Source organism: Bradyrhizobium sp. DOA9 (assembly GCF_000617845.2).
GTDB lineage: Bacteria > Pseudomonadota > Alphaproteobacteria > Rhizobiales > Xanthobacteraceae > Bradyrhizobium.
The window spans coordinates 5,794,672-5,812,534 of the sequence record NZ_DF820425.1 but is presented as its reverse complement, the minus strand read 5'-3'; the positions used below and the strand labels follow the sequence as shown (position 1 = coordinate 5,812,534).

Sequence of the window (17,863 nt, the reverse complement as noted above, 5' to 3'; positions counted from 1 at the left end):
GAGGGAGGGGCGCGCTATTGTGGCTCCAATCCGAGATTCCTGATCGACTCCAGCCAGACCGGCCCTTCTTTTTCATAGAGGGCGACCGAGGATGGCCGATCCATGGCCGGCGCATCGACGCCGAAGGCCTCGAGCAGCTTCTGGACACGCTCGGTCTTGCCGCCTTCGACCATGAGCTTGGCGAGCAGTTCGATCCGGTCGGGCGGCGTCGCCGCGGGCGCCACCAGGGCCGTGAAGCTCGTCAGCTGGAAGACCTTGCCGGTGACCCCCTGCTCGGTGAACGTCTTGGTTTCCGGCAGTTTCTTCATGCGAACCAGTGACGGCACGGCGATCGCGCGGCCGACGCCGGTATCGAGCACTGGAAGCGCGGCCTGATAGCTGCCGGTCGCGGCCTGGATGACGCCGGCCGCGAGGTCCTGCCACATCGGCGCTTCGCCGCGGTAGTGCACGATGGAGATATCGAGGCCATATTGGCGGTTGAGCTCGGCGATCGCGATGTGCGCGAACGAACCGATCCCATACGAGCCCGCCGTGACCTTGTTGCGGCGCGCATGGGCGACGAGATCCTCGATGGACTTTGCGCCGGTGGCGGAATGGACGACCAGCGGCAGATGACCCGACGGCGTCATCGCGACGATGGTGAAATCCTTGTCCGGATCGTAGGCCAGCGACTTCAGCAGCAGCCGGTTTCCGAGCAGCGTGGACGAGATCGTGTACATCAGCGTGTAGCCGTCCGCCGGCGACTCCTTGACCGATTGGGCAGCCAGCGCGCCGCTCGCTCCCGTCTTGTTCTCGACGATGACCGGCTGTCCGAGCTTCTGGGAGATGTAGTCGCCATAGGCGCGTGCGAACGCGTCGGTGATGCCGCCGGCGGGGGTCGACACGACGATCTTGATGGCTTTGGTCGGCCAGGCTTCGGCCGCTGCCGCATCGGCCGTGGCTACGACCAGGCTTGCAATTGCAGCGCCCAGCATTGCGATGAATGTTCTCATGTGCCCCTCCCGTTTGCTTTGCGTCATTGGGCGCCCTGCGGCCGCCGGGCAGAGATGTCCCACGAGCGGACGGAAATAGAAACAACATTTCACTGTGTGAAATGGCTAGCGCTTGGCGGCGGAGGACGGGCCTGCCGCAGCAAGCTTGGCGCTGAGCGTCTCGGCCAGTGCGGAGGCGATTTTCTTCATCTGAGGCACGAAGCGCCGGACACCTTCCTCGGGGCTGACGGCCTCGCGCAGCATCATCACGTTCATGCTTGCGAACAGGCGGTTCGGCACCGCGACGGGAACGCCGATGGCCCAGACGGCGCCGCCGAAGATGCGGCGGCTGTAGTTCTCGTCCATGACTGCAAATCCGGCTTTCCGGATTGCGCGCAGCACCTTCGTGAGTTTGGCAGGACTGCGCGCGAGGTCGTTCCAGGGCGCCGGGTCGAGGGCAAGGCGCGCCGCGATGCGTTCCTGCTCGGCGGGCTCGCAAAATGCCAAATAGGAGCGTCCCATCGAGGTGCCGAGGACGGGAAAGCGAAAGCCCGGCGGACGATGGAAGAGCAGCGAGCCGCCGATCCGCGTCGTGTGTGCGATCACCATGGAGTCCTGATCGAACACGGCCACGTCCGACGGCCAGTGGATCTGCTGGCGGAATTGGTTGAGGATCGGTTCGGCAATACCGCCGATCCAGTTGGGTTCGTCATAGCCGGCGCTGAGCAGCAGCGCCCGTCCTGTCGGGGCGTAGCTGGGCGGCCCGCTGCGGCGAACCACATAGCCTTCATGCTCCAGCGTCTCGAGCATGCGAACGATCGTTGCCTTGTCGAGCCCCGTCGCCTTGTGCAGCGAACCCACCGTCGATTGCCGTTCCTGGTTGATGACGCGCAGGATCTCGAGGCCTCTCGACAGCGCGATGACGGGACGGAACGAGGGCATGGCAGCTCTTGGTGGGGACCGTGCTGCCAGTGAATGAGGCAATCGCCGCATCAGTCAAGAGCGGCCGGCTTCCGCCGGGGACGTGGACGGTGCCGCATTGGCTCCTCAGCGGCCGAGTTCGCGCTCGGCGGCAAGCTGCCCCTCTGGCGTGATCTCGTATTCGTCGTCCTGCTTGGTCATCCATCCTGACCTGACCATCTCTCGCGCAAGCTGGATCGAGCAGATCGGATGATTGCCGCCCGGGTGATACAGCCTGTCGTTTCGGACGAGCAGATGCCCGTACAATCGCGCCTGGCGCAGCGCCCTGCGCATACCCGGTGATGGACTTTTCATCCCGGTTCAAGCGCGAGCACGATGATGGTTCCTAAGAGATGGCGATGATCCGAGAGCTGCGAATCGGTGGCAGTCGCCGCTTCCGCGTGTTCCCACGCGCTTCAAGCGGCGTGTGGACGATGATGCGTTGCGAGGTAACCTGACTATTCCTCGCGCGGTCTATCGGCTATATGCTCGCGCTCTGTCATCAAACTGTCATGTTACTTTCCATGCTGAAATCAGATTCAACGCCGGCCCGCAAGACTCCGGGCGCACCGGATGGGAATCACCCGCCGAAGGAGAACAAGGGAGCGCACATCGTCGCGGGCTTCCTGAGGCAGATCGAACCCGCAGGGCCAGACGCGGAGCCGGTGGTCAAGGACGCTGTGAGTGACCGGACGCCAGAGACGACGCCTGATCTGCAACCGGCCGGGCCGGGCAGCACCACTCATCCCGCCGGCGAAATCGAGCTCAAGCTGCTCGTCGGCGCCGATCGCATGGCGCATTTCGGCGCAGCGCCGGTCATCGTAGCGAACGCACGCAACAAGGGCGCGCGCAAGCATCTCAAGTCCGTCTACTACGACACGCCCGAGCGGGCGCTGCGTCGCGCCGGCCTGAGCTTGCGCGTCCGCCAGAGCGGCACGCGTTTCGTGCAGACCGTGAAGACCGAGGTTGCGGACGATCCGTTGCGTCGCGGCGAATGGGAAGCAAGCGTGCCGTCGCTTGCGCCCGATCTCGCTTTGGCGATGCCGTTCATCCCGGAGAAGCTTCGCCTCCATCTCGACGCACAGCCGCTCGAAGCGGTGTTCACGGCCGATGTGCATCGGCACACGCGCATCCTCGACCTGCCGTCTGGCACGGTCGAGGTCGCCTTCGATCGGGGCGAGCTGACGGCCGGCGACCGGTCGGTTCCTGTCAGCGAGATCGAGCTGGAGCTGAAGAGCGGCAGCGCGAGCGCGATCTACGAGATCGCGCTGCGCCTTGCGGAGCACGGAGCGGTGAAACCGTCCATCCGCAGCAAGTCCGCGCGCGGCTTCGATCTTGCCGCGGACCTGCCGCCGTCGGCACGCCGGCCGCGCAAGCTTCGCCTCGATCCCGACGTGACGCTCGACGAAGCCTTCGCGACCATCCTGCGCGCCTGCTTCCTTCACCTGCTGCAATCGCTGCCGGCGGCCGAGGACGGCCGCAATCCGGAAGGCGTGCATCAGCTGCGCGTCTCGCTGCGCCGGCTGCGATCCGCGCTCGACCTGATGCGATCGGTCGGCGCGCTCGATAAACTCGATGCGCTACGCTCGGAAGCCAAATGGCTGGCGCAAGGCCTGTCCGCCGCGCGCGACTGGGACGTGTTCCGGCTCGCCACCTTGCCGGCGATCGCGACAGCCTGTCCGTCGGTCGCGGGCTTCGATGCGCTCGGGCGGGCCGCGGCTCAGCGTCAGGCGGAAGCCTATCGCAGCGCACGCCATGCGCTCGATGATCGCCGCTGTGCGGTCTTCCTGATCGGTCTCGGCGGCTGGATCGAGACGCGCGGCTGGCGCAACGGCGTTGCGGCGGAAGATCTCGGCCGGCTCGCCGAGCCTGCCGTCAATTTCGCCGAGCGCGTCCTGTCGGAACAGCATGCCAAGGTGCTCAAGCGCGGCCGCCGCTTCAAGTCGCTGACGACGGACGAGCTGCACCGCCTGCGGCTCGCCACCAAGCGGCTGCGCTATCTCGGCGAGTTCCTGCTGCCGCTGTACGAGGATCGCAAGTCTGCGCGAAAATTCGCGCGCCGGCTCGCCGGCTTGCAGGAGGAGCTCGGCGTCTTCAACGACATGACGGTGACGGCCTCGTTGCTCGACGGGCTCGGCGCTGACGATCGCAACAGCGCCATTGCGGCGGCCGCGATCGCCGGCTGGCAGGCGCGGGCATCGATCGGCGTGCAGCAGGGCTTGCAGGATAGCTGGCGGGATTTCACCGCCGCGCGCGTGCCTTGGTCGCGTGAGGGCCAGCAGAGCTGATCGCGTATCCCCAAAAAGTTGCGGCCAGCCATTGGGGGATGGCTGGCCGCGCGCGAACCGGTCTGGGACGGGGAGGGGTGGGGATGTGACCGGGTCGCGTAACCTGTTGTCTCGTTCCTGTTAATCTCTCGCGCTGGCGGTGGAGACCGCCGGCTTGGTATCGCCCAGCGAGACCCAGACGTTGGGATCGCTCTGCGACTGGCGCTTGACGAAGCGGTAGCCGGTCTCCGTCCAGGCGACGACGTTCTCGTTCTGATTGTCGAGAACGAACTCGCCCTTGTCGGTCTTCACCGTCAGCACCGCGTGGCCTTCGCCCTTCTTGTCGCGCACCACGGTGATGAGCAGGGCCTGGCGCGGCCAGCCGGCGTCCATCAGCATCTTGCGCTTCAACAGCACGTAGTCTTCACAGTCGCCGTAACCGTCCGACGGCAACGACCACTTCTCGATCACGCCCCAGTGCTCCTGGTCGGTCAGGGGCTTGACGGTCTCGTTGACCCAGCGATTGACCTTGACGAGGTCGCGCCATGCCGCCTGCGACATCACGATGTCGCGCGGCTGCAGCTGCGTGCCCTGGCACTGAGCGGCATTGTCCGCGCAGAACTCGACCCAGCCGATCGGCGCACGCGTGGTGTCGCCGAGGCTCGCGTAGAGCAGACGGCCTTCGCCGGCCTGCGCTGTCGCGCTGATCCCGAAGAGCATGGCGGCGAGCGCCAGTCCCTTCCCCCGTCCCTTGAAGTCAAACATTGCGGCCCCCGTTTCTTGTTGGGACCACATTTCGCACGGAGCTTTTGAGTTGCCGCTAAGTCGACCAAGTCAAGTCGAGACGAATGCAAGTAAAAGGCGCGGCGAATTCGATCTATACTTGAATAGAATTCGCGTAAAACTCGATATGACTGTAATTGATTCAAATTTTATCTGTTAACGCGGAAACGCTGGGACAGGCGTTGTTTGCGCTCGTCTGCAACCCCTCCGTTAACCGCCGGCCGCTCGCCGCCGGGCATGAAAAAGGCGGCGTCCGCATCGCGGAAGCCGCCCTTGAGCCCGGGAATATCGGAGGTTTCGCCTCTCCGCGCTTTACCGCGCGGTAACGCTCTCTTCGAGTGTCTCCACCGGCTGCTCGTGCATGAACTCGAGCGCGAAGCCGTCCTCGAGGTTTCGGACGACGCGGCCCTGGACCCGGCCGAGCAGAACCGTCGATTTCAGCGGTGGGCGGTTCTCGGCAGCGATCGCCGCGCCCGACAGCGAGAGGTCGATGATGCGGCAGGTCATCTTGGTGCCGTCCTCGAGCGTCAGCACCGCGATCGGATTGCGCGGCACGATACGGTCGTGGCGGCGGTCCTCCGGCAGATTGAGGATGTCGCGGTTGGCGAGCCAGGTCAGCTGCGCGGCGAGCTTGTCGCGCTTGCGCGGCGTCGCGCCGATGGTCATGGCGAAGCCGTTGTCGATGATCCGAGTGATCTTGCCCTCGACGCGGCCGATATGGTCGAGATAGGCGACGACGCGGTCGCCGACATTGCCGATGCCGGGGGCGAGCAAGGCGAGGCCGCCCGGCGACATGTTGATCACCTGGCAAGGGAATTCCCGGCGGTCCGGCAGCATGTAGCGGCCGAGCAGGTGCACCTTCACCCGCTGGAAGCGCCTGCGCTCCTCGGCGGCCGGAAGAAATTTTTTGTTCGCCAACGCCATTTCCAACACCCGACCCCCCGCCCGGGCGGAGTCCTGAAGACCCTAAGGTGCACAGGGTTAATGCGCCGTTATCGGCGCGTGGGGAACGATGGGATGCTCAGGCCGGCTTTGGCCGGCTTGCGGGGATGCGCTCGAACAGCCACAGCAGCAGCGGGCAGGCGAGCACCACGGCCGCACCGAGATCGAGCGCCGCGGCAGCGCTTCCGGTCAGGCCGGCGAGGCGCCCGCCGATGGCCGGTCCCAGCATCATCGCCGCATAGAAGACGGTGAGGAACAGGCCCATGCCGATGGCGCGCGTTTGCGGCGCCAGCACGCGCGCCGGCAGGCTCATGATCGGACCGGCCGGCAGGCCGGACACGAGTCCGAGGCCGACGACGATCGGAATTACTGCGTCGGATCGTGTCAGCAGGACCAGAAGCAGGGCGATGCCGAGGCTGCCGCCGACGAGAAGAGCATGGGGGCGCCCGGTGCGATCCGCGAGCATGCCGCCGATCGGGACGGAGATGGCCGAGATCCACAGCGCCAGGCTGATCGCCGAGCCGGCCGCCGCGACCGTCCAGCCCCGCTCGACGAGCAGCGACGGTCCGAACGACAAGATCATGGCAAAGCCGACATTGAAGAGGCCCCAGATCGCGCCGGCGACCATGACGGCCGCAACCGTTGGCCGGTCCAGGCGCGCGAATCTCGCGGCTCCGGCTGTGCTCGCCGGCGGGGGTTGATAGAACAGCAACAGCAGGATGCCGAGCGCAATCGCGGCGCAGACCGCAAGCGAAGCGGCCGCAGGACCACCCGACGTGCCGATCGCCGGTAGCGTCAGGAGCGCGACGGCGATGCCGGTGGGCCAGGAATTGATGGCGATGCCCATAGCGGTCGCGATTTCCTTGCCGGCGAACCAGTCCGTCGTCATCTTGGTGAGCTGAACGCTCAGCAGCACGCCACCGATCCCGCCGATCAGCCGGCCCGCGATCTGAAAGCTCCAACCGTCCCCGAACGCCATTGCCGCGCTTCCCGCCATCATCAGCACGAGAGCTGCGAGCGCCGTCGCCTTGTCGCCGAAACGCGCGCCGATGGCCCCGCCAGGCAGCGCCAGGGCGACCCCCGGCGTGAAGTAGAGCCCGATCAGAAGGCCGATATCGGAGAGTCCAACGCCGAACGCCTGCTGCAACAGCGGCGCAACCGTCGCAACACTTTGAAACTGGAACGCCATGGTGAGGCGCACCAGAAAGATGATCGCAAGAATGCCCCAGCGATTACGCAATACTCGTCCCCCAAGCAGGTTCGGGCAACCTGCGGTCGCGAGGGGGTGGGTGTCAACTACCTGACTTCCGATAAAGGAGAAGTAGCAGGGCTGCCAGCGCTGCAGCCGAGAGCCCAAGCGACCAGTGGATGCCGATCGCCGCGCCTGCGACCCCGATCGTGATGCCGCTGAAGGCCCGCATGCCGAGGCCGGCCATGTTGTAGAGGCCGACGACGCGGCCACGGATGTCGTGCGGCGCGTTCAGCTGCACCAGCGCCTGCGCCATGGTGTTGAAGGAGAGCTCGAAGAAGCCCGCCAAGAACAATAGCGCGATCGCGACCGGAAAGACCGGCACCAGCGCGAAGCCGAGCAGCGCTATGCTCCAGAGCACCGCGAGCAGGATCGCGGTGCGCGGCGTGCCCTTCAGGCGTCCCCATGATTCCAGCGCGATGGCGGCGAGCACTGCGCCGGCGGCGTCCGCCGCGAGCAGCACGCTATAGGAGACCCCGGGATCGCCATGGCCGAGATCGCCGGCATAGCCCGGCATCTGGGCGTGATAGGCGTTGCCGATCATGAAGGAGGTGAGGCCGGCGAGCCACGTCATCGCCGACAGCACGGGCTGGGTGCCGATGGCGCGGATGGTGAGCACGATGTCGGCAAGGCCGCGCACCGCAAAGCGCCGCGCCGCCACGCTATTGTCCCTGACCGGGGCCCAGAACAGCCAGAGCAGCATCGGCAGGTAGAACAGCGTGTTGAAGATGATGCCGTGCGAGGGACCGAGCGTCAGCATGATGATGCCTCCGACCGCAGGTCCCACCAGGATGCCGAGATAGCGCGCCATCGCATTCAGCCGCACCGCGCTCGGCAGATCGGCCGGGCCGACCAGGTCGTAGAGCAGGAGCTGGTTCGGCGTCTGCCAGAGCACGCCGGCGCAGCCATGGATCACCAGGAGCAGCATCGCGTGCCACATCTGGATGGTGTCGGTCAGGAAGAAGAATCCCCAACCGGCGGAGGCGGTGATGAACAGCAGCATGCCGCACTGGATGATGCGGCGCGGATCGAACCGGTCGGCGAGCCCGCCGACCGCGACGGAGAACAAGAGGAACGGCAGCCAGTGCGACAGCACGGCAAACCCGCCCAGCGTCGGCGAATGGAATTTCTGGAACACCACCCAATAGCTGATCACATGCTCGACATTGTCGGCCATCATCGCCAGCACGTAGGAGCCGAACTGGAGCCGGTAGGGCACGGACCTCATCGCCGCGAACGATCCGGACGCGGCCACGGGATTTTGGGGAAGGGGATTCAAGCGGGCACCTGGGTGGGACTGCTGCGGAGTTACACGTTCACTGGCCGGTGCTCAAGGCACTTGGGTGTGGACACCTGCTATGCATTGCGGCCACACACTCTGCCGTCATCCTGAGGTGCGAGCGAAGCGAGCCTCGAAGGATGGGCTGCAAGCGCTCGTGGGCCCATCCTTCGAGGCTCTTCTTGCGATGCTGACGCATCGCAAGAAGAGCACCTCAGGATGACGGCGGTGGTTGTGGCTCGCTGCGTAGCCCGGATGAGCGAAGCGATGTTCGGGGCCGCTGTCCCCGCATGTCGCTTCGCTCATGCGGGCGACTGCACCTTGGCACGACTGCACATCTCACATACGCTGCACCTTACGCCCGCACCACCAATCATAACAAGCGGGCAGCGAGGACACACCATGGAGCAAATCCGCGTCTGCACCCACGCTGGTCCCGGCTCGGAGCCCGTCATCCGCACGGTGCCGTGGCCGAAGGTCGGCAAGAAGGCCGCGCTGATCAAGGTCGGCGCCTGCGGGGTCTGCGGCACCGATCTGCATATTCTGAAAGGGCATTGGCCGAAGCCGCTGCCCTGGCCGTTCACGCTGGGTCACGAGCTTGGCGGCATCATCGTCGAATGCGGCGATGAATTTTCCGAGGATTTCATGAGCAAGCCGCTGAGCGTCGGTTCGAAAGTGATGATCCCGCCGCTCATGCCCTGCGGCCGCTGCTATTACTGCATCCACTATCCACAGACCGCGAACAAGTGCCTGACGCCGGTCTATTACGGCCGCTATCTCGGCTTCGACAAGGCACCGCATTTGTGGGGCGGCTGGGCCGAATATGTCTATGTCGATCTCGACATGCTGCCGGGCACCAAGATCTACAAGCTGCCGGACGACATGTCGCTGCGCCTCGGCGCGCTATCGGAGCCGCTGACGTCGTGCATCCGCGCCTTCAATCGTGCGACCCGCGCCGGTGGTTTCAGCTGGGGCGACACCGTTGTGATCCAGGGCTCCGGCCCGATCGGCATTCTGGCGGTCGCTGCCGCCAGGGAGATGGGCGCAGGACGCGTGATCTGCGTCGGCGCGCCGGAGGAGCCGCGGCTCAAGCTGGCGCGTGAGTTCGGCGCGGAGGCGACCGTGAACATCGAGGAGCTGAAGTCGCCGCAGGAGCGCATCGATCGCGTGCGGAAGATCGTCGGCGGCTTCGGCGCCGATCTCGTGATGGACTGCTCGGGCCATCCCTCGGCGGGCCCCGAAGGCATCGAGATGCTGCGCGACGGCGGCACCTATGTGGAGATGGGGCAATTCACCGACGCCGGCTCGATCGACACCTCCTGGCACCGCATCTGCACCAAGGACCTCAACGTGCTGGGCTCCTGGGGTTTTACCGGCAATGATCTTCCGCTCGGCGTCGACATGCTCTACCGCACGCGTGACAAGTATCCGTGGCTGAAGATGCAGACGATCTATCCGTTCACGGAAGCAGGCGTCGCGCAGGCGGTGAAGGACGCGATGGCGATGAAGACGGTGAAGTCGACCATCGTGCCGTGGCCGGAGCTGGTGGAGTGAGTGAATTCAGGTTTCACTGAATTTCGAGAACGTTGGCGGGTCCGAAGATCCGCCTAATATTCTCGACTTTTGCGTTGTCGCGACTGCCTAGGTCCACCACCGCAAGTCGTTCTCTGGGTCTTGAACAGCAAACGTAAAAGAGATTCCGGCTTCTCTTCCAGCGCTCAGCCTTATCCCTCAAGTCTTCCATGCTAAGATATTTGTCAAACGAGTATTGTGTCCATCTAGCTCCCTTGTCGTCGAGCACTACGATCACTTCGTCAAACTCGGCGCCTTTGACGCCATGCTTTGTAGCAAAGGGTGTGTGGTTCAGGAAAAAGTCCACGAAAGATGCAATCTGCGCGTAAGGCAAGCTGAATAGCTCGGTGTAGAATTTTGAATCTCGAGCCTCGCGCTCAGTATCCTTTTCGTCCATCTTGGAAGTATCCCGCTTAGGCGTTGTCAGCCTAGTCTCAAGTTCTTCCAGCATCGTCATAAGCTTTGAACTTCGGAGGTGCGTAAGAACCTCCTTTACGGTCGCGGTCTCGCGAAGCTCGTTTAGTTTGTCTAGCTCGCGACGGACAACTTGTTTGTCCGCGTTCGACCTGAGTTGAAATCCATTGTTCTTAAGTAAGGTGACGGTCAGCCCCTGGTTGGCTGAGCGCCAAGCGGACGCGAGGGCTTCTACTTTATCCATGAAGAAGGAAATGGTTCGATCCTCTCCTCCAAGAAAGTCTTCCCTGAAGTATCCGCCTCGGTCCCCGTAAACCTGAATCAAATCTCCGTATCCGCCCCTCTTGGCAATTAATCGGTGCGTCAGGAATAATTGCTTCGTCCGGTTTGCTGTTACCGACCAGCCGCGGCTATCCTTAAGAAACGTTTGGGCCGACTCTAGTCCAGCTTCATCTTGAGCGAACAAATAGAGGGCTTCCCCCTGCGAATTGTCTGCAGCTGGCACCTGCTGAATGTCATCGCGGATTCGGTTGAGGACGTTTATTACTGCAATAGGACAGCGTCGATTGTCGGGTTTGATGATAGGCTCGAGCAACTCTCGAAGCGCTGGGGGGAGTTCGCCAATTCCAGGATTCGATGTGCTCGAGTAGATGCTCTGTAGCTTGTCCCCGAATAGGCCGACCACAAAGCGATCCTTCATTTTGGGTAGGATAATGCCCAGCACGATCTCAACGACCGGCCTGCTCGTGTCTTGATATTCGTCGATGAACAGAAATGGAAATTTTGCGACACTAATTTGAGCGAGCATCGGGTTGTCTTCAAACATAATCTGAGCGACCTGCAGAAGGTCATCGTGGAATAGTCGCCCCTTTAGCAGATTTGTCCCAAGATCGGCATAAGTGACGGACGCATTTTGTAGCGCAGCTTCGAGCGAAGCTTGCTCCACCTTCCGCCGGCTGCTGTCCTTTAGCGACGCATTGTATTTGCTAACCGCGAGCCGTAGTGCTCTTTGGTGGGGAGCAATCAAGTCCCATAAGAAGTCGTGAATTGTGGAAACTCTCACCAGTGGATCATTCTCGATCCTCTCGGCGATCTGATCTTTTGCAACATTTGTAAACGTGATGCACCCGATTTGCTGTCCTTTTGCCTTCAGCTCGCTTCGGTGCGACTTCAGTAGGAGTTTGAGGGCCTTGACGAGGGAGTACGTCTTTCCTGCTCCGGCACCAGCATCAAGGAGGAAGCTTTGACGAGCCTCAATACAGCTCGCGATTTTTGCGTCAGCATCGTTCATCCACGCTGCTCCGAGAGCCATTTCAGGCCGTTGGAAATGTAAAGTGGCGTTTTCCAGCCATTGTTCAATATGAGGTCAATCGCGAAGTCGACTTTCGGGAACGAGATGGAGTAGGCCGCAGCTTCCAAGTCTCCCGCGGTGGCGTAGTTAAAGAGATCGCCAGTCCCAAGTAGGGCTCTATTGTTCGCAATTAGCCACTCGCTATTTGCGTAGCAAAAGGCTTCCTCAAAGCTCCGGCCGCAGGGGCGGCCATCGGCTTCGGGGACCTGAAAAACCACGCGAATCGAGCCGTCGGTGCAATCGTCAGGTTGGGCCGCGCGTATGTCTCCAAGTACAGATTGCCCGGGGAGCCAAGCTTTAAGAGTTGCATTGCTAGTCGAAACGCCTTGGCTAACGGGGCATTTCTTGCGGCTTGAATCGATCGAATCTAGGTCGGTGATCACTAGCGCCGGAACGTCTAGAAACTGCAGAAACTCGCGAAAGATGTGGGCGTAGGCTCCGCCAACTTCGACAACTGAAAGATACGCTTGGGTAAGGTCTATGCCGGCTTTCTCGGCAAGCAGCAGCATTGGAGGTAATAGCAGGCGTTCAACAGCGCCTTCGATCAAAATCGCCTTGTCACAAAAGAAGAGATCGCACCGAGTTATCGTCAAATACTGCGCGACGAAGTCGTATGCCTTCTTTTGATCTTCGCTCGAGCGCGAATCTTTGAAGGTCATAAGATCTTTGACTGTCGCACGGGATCCTTTTCTGCGGAAATATCGGACTGGGGTGAGACCTGATGTGGCAGCAATGTGAGAGGAGTGCGTTGTGATTATCAGCTGTGCTCCGCCGGGTGTGCCAGCCTCAAGAAAAGATTGTGCCTTATTAAGAAAGACAGTCTGCATCTGAGGATGAAGGTGTGCTTCAGGTTCCTCGACGACGACAAGGTGTACACGGGGGCGTGGTCCATCCAAACTCTGAGCTTCGTCTCGGAATGCTTTTAGTTGCAATACCATATAGATGAGATTTTTGAATCCGAGGCCATTATATCGTTCTGGAAGCTCGTAAGGGACTGCCTCAGCCCCTCCTATCGGTTCCAGCTCGGCCGCGTAGAAGACGCGCGTGTTGTCCTTGAAGATCGCACTAGCGGATAATTCCGCGCGGATACTCAGATTAGGCGTCTCCGGATATCCAAATGTTTGCAGGGCTTGCTTCAGTTCAGCGAAGGCTGCCCCATATTTGATGGTCAATTCCTCGGCCTGCTCACGGACGGCAGTCTCTAGTTCCTCGTAGCTGTCGGGCTGAGTGGACTTGTATCGGTGCTCGTAGTGGATATTAAGGAGGCGGGAGAGCTTCGTCGCTTGTCGGGTTCCTTCTTGGTCTTCCATGTGCCGCTGCGCAGGAAGAAAGTCTACTCGAATCAATCGTTCGATCAGTGATGCTACTTTGTCGGAGGGAATCGATTGAACTGCGCCGTCTTTGGCGACCTTGAAGTATCGAAAGTCATAATATTGAGCGAGCTTTGTAGCTAAGAAATCGCGCAAATCCCTTTTGGGATACTTCTCGTGAAAAGCCTTGAAGGCGAAGGCTAGCTCGTCGGCGATGATTGATTGCAGCTCTATTCGAAACCGAACTTCAGACGAGGTCTCGTCGAGGTCCATCAGGAGCGAGTCAGCGACGACGAGATCTTCAGCGGAATCATCGTACGCGAAATTCAGGTCAAGCTGCAGTGATGGTAGGGGCGGTAAAGAGGATGTGCCGATCTGCCCCGATAGTGCGGCCTTCTGAAAGGCAGTGAACGCCGGTTGAGTGCGGATTGAGAAGTCGCTGATCGCGAAGGATCTTATATTGCCGCTCAGAAAGGCCGCGACAGATTCGACTAGCGATGTCTTTCCGCTATTGTTTGGGCCGACCAAAATGGTGGCTTGCGTTCCAGTTTCAAGGTGAATTTCAGCATTTTCGATTAGTCTATAGTTTCGCAAGCAAATGGTTTGGAGCTTCATTGGTTGGGTCGCGCATTGGTGGAAGGGTGAAATATGAGAATTCAACCAGAGGGCGTTATCGAGTGCAAGTCGACTTAGGTTCTGCCCTCCATCTAAAATTTGAATACGTACGTCGTTGCACCGCAAAATGATGTGCTGTTCGGCAGCCACCAGCATGCGCTGGAGTTTGTCGTTTTGTGCTGTGCACGAGTGTCTAGGATGAAGGGTACTATGATGGGTGATAAAGCACGCGAACTAGCTCCACAGACCCGCTCGCCCTTCAACGCCATCCGCGCGATCGACTACACCGTCATCTTCGTGCGCGACATGGCCGCGATGCGCGGCTTCTACGAGGACGTCCTCGCCTTATCCCTCTCGCGCGAGCTGTCGCCGAACTGGATCGAGTACAGCCTCGGCAGCAACACGCTGGCGCTGGCAAGGCCGAGCCGCACCTCCGGTGATGCACCGACGCCAGCGGGCAGCGCCTCGCTGCAGCTGGCCTTCAAGGTCTCTGCTGCCGAGGTCGACGCGTGCGCCGATGAACTCGTGCGCCAGGGCGTGGCGCTGCTGTCGCCGCCGACGAACCAGCCCTTCGGCCATCGCACGCTGTTCTTCCGCGATCCCGACGGCAATTTGCTGGAAGTGTACGCGGAGATCTGAAAATTCTATTTGACGTATCCGGACAACATGGCCTGCGCCCAGGCCGGGCGGTTGTTGGCGAGCGCGCGCGCCGCGGCGGCTTCCCAGTCGTATTCGAGGGCCAGGAGATCGACCTGCCAGCCCCGCTTTCCCTTCGTGAGGATCGCGTAGCGGGCGTGAGGCGAGCGGTGTTCGAGTTTCGCGGCGACGGGAAGGTCGGCGAAAACAGGACATCCGACGCTGCCGGGGTTGACGACCAGACATTCGCGCGGCCCGTGAACGACGGCCGGGCGGTGGCTATGGCCGCACAGCACCACGCGCGCCGCCGGCTCGCTCGCAAGGCGTGCCTCCAGCGTGTCGCGGCGTGCCGGCACGAAGCGGCCGTCGTCGAGCGCGTCCTCCAGCAGGCACGCCGTATCGCTCTCGGGCGTGCCATGGCAGGCCAGGATGCCGTCGTCCAGTCGCAGCTGGGAGGGCAAATTGTGAAGTGTCCGACGCTGCTCCGCAGTCAGTGCGTTGCGCGCAAACAGGCCTGCCGGCGAGAGCTTGTCGTCCGGAAATTCCTCGATCCAGCGATCATGGTTTCCGCGCACGGTGGGCAACGACAGCGATTGGAGGAATTCGAACGTTTCCCGTGGCCACAACGGGCTGGTGACGCAATCGCCGAGGTTGACCGTTCGATCGACGCCCCGCGTCTTGATATCCGCCAGCACCGCCTCGAGCGCGGCAAGATTGCCGTGGATGTCGGAAATGACCGCCAATCGCATCGTTATTCCTCATATGCTCAGAGTTGCGCCCGGCTCGGCTGTCGGCCGATCCGTCGCACCAAGGTTAATCGAGCTGGCCGCGTATCCGCTGCAACCTTCCGGCGCGGCTGCCCGGCGAGCCATGCATCACGGCTATGGTGATTTCCGGGCGCATGGCGTAAAGAGCGCCTAGATCAAATCCGCGTGCGGTCGGCCGTTTGCCGCGCACGCAGCTTTAGGCGCCCCGGTCCACCGTTCGCGCGCCTGAATTCAACCAAGGTTCTCCATCTCGTGTCTCTTCCGGCCCTGACCCCGCCGCTCGCCCGCGCTTTGGCCGAGCGGAACTATGATTCACTGACGCCCGTCCAGCTCGCGGTGCTCGCCCATGAAGCCACCGGCCGCGACCTCCTGGTCTCGGCCCAGACCGGTTCCGGCAAGACCGTCGCTTACGGATTGGCCATCGCCAAGAACATCCTCGATGACGCCGAGCAGTTCGCACCGGCGGCCGCGCCGCTCGCTTTGATCGTGGCGCCGACCCGCGAGCTCGCGCTCCAGGTTCAGCGCGAGCTGGCCTGGCTGTACGGGCATGCCGGCGGGCGTGTCGTCTCCTGTGTCGGCGGCATGGATCCACGGCGCGAACAGCGCGAGCTCGCCGCCGGCGCGCACATCGTCGTCGGCACGCCCGGGCGTCTGTGCGATCATCTGCGGCGCGGCCGTCTCGACATCTCCGAGCTCGCCGCGGTCGTGCTCGACGAAGCCGACGAGATGCTCAATCTCGGCTTTCGCGAGGACATGGAATTCATCCTCGAGACCACGCCGCAGACGCGTCGCACGCTGCTGTTCTCGGCAACGTTTCCGCGCGGCATCGTCGCGCTGGCGAAGGCTTATCAGCGCGACGCCTTCCGGATCGAGGTCGCCGGCGACGAGGGCGGCCACGCCGACATCGAATACCGCGCGATCCGCATCGCGCCCGCCGACGTCGAGCATGCCGTCGTCAACGTGCTGCGCTTCTACGAGGCGCCGAGCGCGCTGGTGTTCTGCAGCACGCGCGATGCCGTCAGGCATTTGCAGGCCGCGCTGCTGGAGCGCGGCTTTTCGGTGGTCGCGCTGTCGGGCGAGTTGACGCAGAACGAACGCACCCTGGCGCTGCAGTCGCTGCGCGACGGCCGCGCCCGCGTCTGCGTCGCGACCGACGTTGCCGCCCGCGGCATCGACCTGCCGAGCCTCGACCTCGTCATCCATGCCGATTTGCCCAACGACGCCGAGGTCCTGCAGCATCGCTCGGGCCGCACGGGGCGCGCGGGCCGGAAGGGGACGAGCGTCCTGTTGGTGCCGCCCGCGCGGCGGCGGCGCGCCGAGCTGCTGCTCAATCTCGCAGGCGTCGACGCGGTCTGGGGCACGGCGCCGCAGGCGGACGACATCCGCAAGCTCGATCACGCGCGCATGAAGGACGTGCTGTTCACGGAGGAGACGACACCCGACGATCTGGCCCTGGCGCAAGCGCTGTTGGCCGAGCGCTCCGCCGAGGACATTGCCGCTGCGCTGGCGCGGCTCTATCGCGCGCGGCTGCCGTCGCCCGAGGACATCATCGATCCCGGCGAGCGCAGCGGCAAGCCGGAACGCGGGCGTGATAGGTTCGAACAGGGAGATGACCGCGCCAAGCCGCGCCCGAAGGCTGGCAAATCCTCGAAGCACGGCATGGCCGAGGGCAGCGTCTGGTTCCGTGCTGCCATCGGGCGCCGCAAGAACGCGGAAGCACGCTGGCTGCTGCCGATGATCTGTCGCCGCGGCGGCATCGACAAGCGCGACATCGGCGCCATCAAGATCATGGACACCACCACCGAGTTCGAGATCTCCGAGCGGGTCGCCGACTCCTTTGCGGCGAAGATCAAGCGTCCGGACAAGGAAGACAGCATCCGGATCGAGCCGATGGCGGACGCGCCCAACCGGCAAGAAGCGCCCCAGGAGCGCTCTCGCGCGCCGCAGCGCGAGGCCGGCGCGCATCGTGAACAGCGCGAGGATCGCCCGCGCGAGGCCAGCGGCTTCAAGCCACGCAGCAAGCCTGAGCGCGCGCCGAAATTCGGCGATGCTCCTTCCTTCGGAAAGAAGAAGCACAAGAACAGGCCCGGCCACGCCGAGCCGTCGGTCACGCCATGGCCGGTCAAGGGCGCATCGGGAAAGAAGACAAAGAAGAAGCGTCGCGGTTGAGCTTCTGCTGGCGACGGGCTTACCTCGCGGCGAGCTCGCGCAGCATATAGGTCGCGCCGTCGCCGTAGGATGCGAGCTTTGCGCGCAGCTCAGCGTCCGCCGTCAGGGTGCGAAAGCCCATGCGTTCCCATAGCAGCCGCGTGCCGTAGACCGAAACCAGCGCGAGTGTTGTGATGCCCGACGCACCCGCCAGCGTCTCGATCTCGGCAACATAAGCGCGCACGACGCCGCCGCGGAAGTCGGGCAATACGGCGACGTCGTGGACGTAGAGACAGTCCGCGCCATCGGGCAATCCTCGCAGAAAGCCGTCGAGCGGCGGAATCCGGTAGCGCATCCAGGGATGTGCCAGTCCGTAACCGACGATGCCTTGGTCCGTATCGAGCACGCTGCAGCCGTCCGGGCAAAGCCGCATCTTCTCCCCGAGCACCTCGGCGCGTTCGGGCAACGCAGGATGGATGCGCGCCGCAATCGCGCTGATTGCAGCGAGGTCCGAGGCGCGCGCGGGACGCCAATGCGGCTTGCTCATGTCGATGCGTCGTTCCGTGGTTTCATGCCAATCTATTCCGCCGCGGCGATGT

15 protein-coding genes are annotated in these 17,863 nt (G+C 62.9%); 4 read left to right on the top strand and 11 right to left on the bottom strand.

Annotation, left to right across the window (positions count from 1 at the left end):
- Positions 1-14: 14 nt before the first annotated feature.
- From BDOA9_RS27405 to BDOA9_RS27395, 3 genes are all read right to left on the bottom strand, one after another.
- The gene (locus tag BDOA9_RS27405) at positions 15-992 is read right to left on the bottom strand and encodes a Bug family tripartite tricarboxylate transporter substrate binding protein (RefSeq protein ID WP_025037142.1); all 978 of its coding nucleotides are present in this window, start codon (positions 990-992) and stop codon (positions 15-17) included.
- A gap of 105 nt (positions 993-1,097) precedes the next feature.
- Positions 1,098-1,913 carry a helix-turn-helix domain-containing protein gene (locus BDOA9_RS27400; RefSeq protein WP_025037141.1) on the bottom strand — a complete coding sequence of 272 codons (816 nt, stop codon included), beginning with the start codon at positions 1,911-1,913 and terminating at the stop codon, positions 1,098-1,100.
- Between the two features lie 105 nt (positions 1,914-2,018).
- Positions 2,019-2,246 (bottom strand): hypothetical protein, encoded by a 228-nt coding sequence (locus BDOA9_RS27395; protein WP_025037140.1) that lies wholly within the window; start codon positions 2,244-2,246, stop codon positions 2,019-2,021.
- Between the two features lie 209 nt (positions 2,247-2,455).
- Here BDOA9_RS27395 and BDOA9_RS27390 point away from each other — a divergent pair, with 209 nt between their 5' ends.
- Positions 2,456-4,219 carry a CYTH and CHAD domain-containing protein gene (locus BDOA9_RS27390; protein ID WP_025037139.1) on the top strand — a complete coding sequence of 588 codons (1,764 nt, stop codon included), beginning with the start codon at positions 2,456-2,458 and terminating at the stop codon, positions 4,217-4,219.
- A gap of 120 nt (positions 4,220-4,339) precedes the next feature.
- Here the strand turns inward: BDOA9_RS27390 and BDOA9_RS27385 are convergent, their stop codons facing one another.
- The 4 genes from BDOA9_RS27385 to BDOA9_RS27370 form a co-directional block, all read right to left on the bottom strand.
- Complete coding sequence (locus BDOA9_RS27385; protein WP_025037138.1) at positions 4,340-4,963, bottom strand: transglutaminase-like cysteine peptidase; 624 nt, start codon at positions 4,961-4,963, stop codon at positions 4,340-4,342.
- A 330-nt stretch (positions 4,964-5,293) separates the two neighbouring features.
- Positions 5,294-5,905: a PilZ domain-containing protein gene (locus BDOA9_RS27380; protein ID WP_025037137.1), complete on the bottom strand. Its 612-nt coding sequence runs from the start codon at positions 5,903-5,905 to the stop codon at positions 5,294-5,296.
- A 97-nt stretch (positions 5,906-6,002) separates the two neighbouring features.
- Positions 6,003-7,163 carry an MFS transporter gene (locus BDOA9_RS27375; RefSeq protein WP_025037136.1) on the bottom strand — a complete coding sequence of 387 codons (1,161 nt, stop codon included), beginning with the start codon at positions 7,161-7,163 and terminating at the stop codon, positions 6,003-6,005.
- Between the two features lie 52 nt (positions 7,164-7,215).
- The gene (locus BDOA9_RS27370; RefSeq protein WP_025037135.1) at positions 7,216-8,451 is read right to left on the bottom strand and encodes an MFS transporter; all 1,236 of its coding nucleotides are present in this window, start codon (positions 8,449-8,451) and stop codon (positions 7,216-7,218) included.
- 402 nt (positions 8,452-8,853) lie between these two features.
- On the opposite strand from BDOA9_RS27370, the gene BDOA9_RS27365 reads away from it, so the two are divergent.
- On the top strand, positions 8,854-10,005 hold the full coding sequence (locus BDOA9_RS27365) for a zinc-binding dehydrogenase (protein WP_025037134.1): 1,152 nt from the start codon (positions 8,854-8,856) through the stop codon (positions 10,003-10,005).
- Between the two features lie 13 nt (positions 10,006-10,018).
- Here BDOA9_RS27365 and BDOA9_RS27360 read toward each other — a convergent pair whose 3' ends face one another.
- On the bottom strand, positions 10,019-11,728 hold the full coding sequence (locus BDOA9_RS27360) for a UvrD-helicase domain-containing protein (protein WP_025037133.1): 1,710 nt from the start codon (positions 11,726-11,728) through the stop codon (positions 10,019-10,021).
- The gene (locus tag BDOA9_RS27355; protein WP_210183844.1) at positions 11,725-13,869 is read right to left on the bottom strand and encodes an AAA family ATPase; all 2,145 of its coding nucleotides are present in this window, start codon (positions 13,867-13,869) and stop codon (positions 11,725-11,727) included. The genes BDOA9_RS27360 and BDOA9_RS27355 overlap by 4 nt, the downstream gene beginning before the upstream one ends.
- A 54-nt stretch (positions 13,870-13,923) precedes the next feature.
- Between BDOA9_RS27355 and BDOA9_RS27350 the strand changes: the two genes are divergently transcribed.
- Entirely contained in the window at positions 13,924-14,352 is a 429-nt protein-coding gene (locus tag BDOA9_RS27350; protein WP_244521533.1) for a VOC family protein, read from the top strand.
- A gap of 5 nt (positions 14,353-14,357) precedes the next feature.
- Here BDOA9_RS27350 and BDOA9_RS27345 read toward each other — a convergent pair whose 3' ends face one another.
- Positions 14,358-15,098: a metallophosphoesterase family protein gene (locus tag BDOA9_RS27345; RefSeq protein ID WP_025037130.1), complete on the bottom strand. Its 741-nt coding sequence runs from the start codon at positions 15,096-15,098 to the stop codon at positions 14,358-14,360.
- Between the two features lie 270 nt (positions 15,099-15,368).
- On the opposite strand from BDOA9_RS27345, the gene BDOA9_RS27340 reads away from it, so the two are divergent.
- The gene (locus tag BDOA9_RS27340; RefSeq protein WP_025037129.1) at positions 15,369-17,285 is read left to right on the top strand and encodes a DEAD/DEAH box helicase; all 1,917 of its coding nucleotides are present in this window, start codon (positions 15,369-15,371) and stop codon (positions 17,283-17,285) included.
- 19 nt (positions 17,286-17,304) lie between these two features.
- On the opposite strand, the gene BDOA9_RS27335 is transcribed toward BDOA9_RS27340, so the two are convergent.
- Positions 17,305-17,811 (bottom strand): GNAT family N-acetyltransferase, encoded by a 507-nt coding sequence (locus BDOA9_RS27335; protein WP_025037128.1) that lies wholly within the window; start codon positions 17,809-17,811, stop codon positions 17,305-17,307.
- Positions 17,812-17,863: the final 52 nt, after the last annotated feature.

What these genes read in the sequence shown, in the direction of transcription:
- BDOA9_RS27395 (WP_025037140.1), bottom strand. Translation starts at nt 2,246, where the DNA reads ATGAAAAGTCCATCACCGGGTATGCGCAGGGCGCTGCGCCAGGCGCGA.
- BDOA9_RS27355 (WP_210183844.1), bottom strand. Translation starts at nt 13,869, where the DNA reads ATGCTGGTGGCTGCCGAACAGCACATCATTTTGCGGTGCAACGACGTA.
- BDOA9_RS27350 (WP_244521533.1), top strand. Translation starts at nt 13,924, where the DNA reads ATGATGGGTGATAAAGCACGCGAACTAGCTCCACAGACCCGCTCGCCC.
- BDOA9_RS27385 (WP_025037138.1), bottom strand. Translation starts at nt 4,963, where the DNA reads ATGTTTGACTTCAAGGGACGGGGGAAGGGACTGGCGCTCGCCGCCATG.
- BDOA9_RS27360 (WP_025037133.1), bottom strand. Translation starts at nt 11,728, where the DNA reads ATGAACGATGCTGACGCAAAAATCGCGAGCTGTATTGAGGCTCGTCAA.
- BDOA9_RS27405 (WP_025037142.1), bottom strand. Translation starts at nt 992, where the DNA reads ATGAGAACATTCATCGCAATGCTGGGCGCTGCAATTGCAAGCCTGGTC.
- BDOA9_RS27380 (WP_025037137.1), bottom strand. Translation starts at nt 5,905, where the DNA reads ATGGCGTTGGCGAACAAAAAATTTCTTCCGGCCGCCGAGGAGCGCAGG.
- BDOA9_RS27335 (WP_025037128.1), bottom strand. Translation starts at nt 17,811, where the DNA reads ATGAGCAAGCCGCATTGGCGTCCCGCGCGCGCCTCGGACCTCGCTGCA.
- BDOA9_RS27390 (WP_025037139.1), top strand. Translation starts at nt 2,456, where the DNA reads ATGCTGAAATCAGATTCAACGCCGGCCCGCAAGACTCCGGGCGCACCG.
- BDOA9_RS27365 (WP_025037134.1), top strand. Translation starts at nt 8,854, where the DNA reads ATGGAGCAAATCCGCGTCTGCACCCACGCTGGTCCCGGCTCGGAGCCC.
- BDOA9_RS27400 (WP_025037141.1), bottom strand. Translation starts at nt 1,913, where the DNA reads ATGCCCTCGTTCCGTCCCGTCATCGCGCTGTCGAGAGGCCTCGAGATC.
- BDOA9_RS27345 (WP_025037130.1), bottom strand. Translation starts at nt 15,098, where the DNA reads ATGCGATTGGCGGTCATTTCCGACATCCACGGCAATCTTGCCGCGCTC.